The 2,042-nt window shown below is 65.3% G+C and carries 2 protein-coding genes; both read right to left on the bottom strand.

The features are described from left to right. Positions 1 to 158: 158 nt before the first annotated feature. Entirely contained in the window at positions 159 to 608 is a 450-nt protein-coding gene (locus AC628_RS41365) for a hypothetical protein (protein ID WP_074132544.1), read from the bottom strand. A gap of 100 nt (positions 609 to 708) precedes the next feature. Further along, a complete protein-coding gene (locus tag AC628_RS41360; RefSeq protein WP_074132543.1) occupies positions 709 to 2,022 on the bottom strand; it encodes a phage major capsid protein in 1,314 nt (437 codons plus the stop codon). Between the last annotated feature and the right edge of the window lie 20 nt (positions 2,023 to 2,042).

The following is a 2,042-nucleotide window of genomic DNA, read 5'->3' as shown; positions in this document are numbered from 1 at the left end:
GAGCGTCGTTTTTCGTATTCGAGACGCGCAGCTGCGCCTTGGCCTCGTCGAGTGTGACGGGATAGCCCGCCGGACGCTGAGAGATGCGGAGCATGTCGGGAAGCCCTGCCAAAAAGGGAAAAGCGCCTCGGCCAGGGCGGCCGAGGCGCGAGGCTCGATCAGCCGATGAACTCGGCGACGGTCGCCGCGTCATTGTCGGTTGCGAAGCCGTACCGCGCATCGAAACCGAGCACGGAACAGCCGATCAGGCAGGCAGCGACGGCCGGCGTCACCGACACCTGGAAGAAGCCAAAGCCGTTGTTGATGTCGAGATCTTCCTGCTTGAGGTTAATCAGGACCTGCTTGTTATCGTCGGCGCCGACTTTCGTGCGCTGCGTGATCGCCTTTCCGGCGATGTCCTTCGCATTGGCGCCGGCGGCCGAGGTCGCCTGTTGGATCTTGGCATCGACGGTCGCAGCGGCGCCGAGCGCGCCGAGCGAGATGACGGCCATATAGTTGTGGAACTTGCCGGCATCGATCCAGCCAGTGGTTTGCACGGCATTGGCCGACTGCGGGTTGATCGAGTCGACAACGCTGACGCGCTGCGACGGTTTGAGATTGGTGTGCATCTGCACTCCTCATGGTTTCAGGAAACAGGAACGCGGCCGTTACTCGCGCCGGCCAGGTCAGGCCAGGCGCGCCGTCATTGTCTGACGAGCTCGAGCTCGATCAGCGCGCCTCGAGCGCGACGAAATGCGACTTGGTGTTATTGCCCTTGGCCGGCTGGACCGGCGCCGACAGGTACGGCTGGCCGCCGAGCCGGAAGATCCAGCGGAAGGCCGCCAGGTTGTAGTCAAAAAACAGATGGATCGATGCGGCGAAATCGATGCCACCGCCGGCCTTGGTCGCGAGCGCATAGCCCGAGAGATCGACGCAGGTCAGGTCGCCGAGATCGCCGAGCGTCGCACTATGCTCGTTGAAGATCAGCGGACGGCCGAGGAAAACCCCGCCATCCGGCGCGCCGGCGAGCGGCTGATTCAGCGGCAGCCAGGCCGGCACGTTGCCGATCGTCAGCTGACCGAGCTGCGGCAAAGTGTCGGAATTGGCGAGCCACATCGGTCGACCGCCCATCCGCAGCAGACGGGAATACATCTTGAGGACGTTGGGCACGACGATCGTGTCGGCCGCCTGCCCGCCTTCCTTTGCGACGGTCACCAGCGACGGCGCATTCATGAAACCGAGCGGCTTGCCCTTGCCGTCGCCAGTCATGACAGCCTCGAACGCCTTCCAGCGGATCGCGTTGGCGGCCTGGTTGAAGATGCGGTTCTGCAGCCGCGGCGCATCGTCGAGGACCTCCTGCGAGGCCAGCACGAAGGCGTAGAGCTCATGCAGCTGGATGATCTCGCCGGTCGCCGCAGCCTTGGTCGCAATGAGCTGCTGGCCTTCCGAGCGCCAGGCCGCCTGGACGCCGGACGCGCCCCACGGCGTGGTCTCGTCCTTCGCGATCGCGATCGAATTGCCCTGCGTCGGCTCCGGATTGCAGAAGCCGAGCAGGTTCTGGTCGTCGAAAACGAGCGCCCAGATCTGCTCGCGATACTCGGTCGGCACCAGGAAGCCCTCGCCGCCGCCGCCCTGGTTCTGCTGGAAATTGGTCGGCGCGGCGCCGAGACGCGGATCGAGGCCGCCGCCGGTCATCGCGTTGCGAACCGAGACCGCGAATTCCGCGACGCTGCGGAAACCGCCGGTCCGTTCCGGATTGATGTCGTTGACGACGGTCGCCAGCGCCGGACCGCCGAGCGCGGTCGAGGAGCCAAACAGCGCCGTGCGGCGCAGCTTCTTTTCCTCGGCGGCGATCTGCTTGTCGAGCTCGGCGACCTCGGCCTCGAGCGCGTCGACCTTGGTCTCGAGCTCGCCGACCTGCGCGGTCTCGGCCTCGGTCAGGGTTGCCTTGCCCTGCAGCGTATTGAGCTGCTCGAGCGCGGTTTTGCCGTCCTTTGCCTTATTGGCGCGGGCCTGGCGCAGCTGCTTGATGTCCACTCGCATGGATCAGTGACTCCTGGTTG

Source organism: Bradyrhizobium sp. NAS96.2 (assembly GCF_001908235.1).
GTDB lineage: Bacteria > Pseudomonadota > Alphaproteobacteria > Rhizobiales > Xanthobacteraceae > Bradyrhizobium.
Note: the sequence above shows the minus strand (reverse complement) of the source record. Positions and strands in the feature narration are given on the sequence as shown.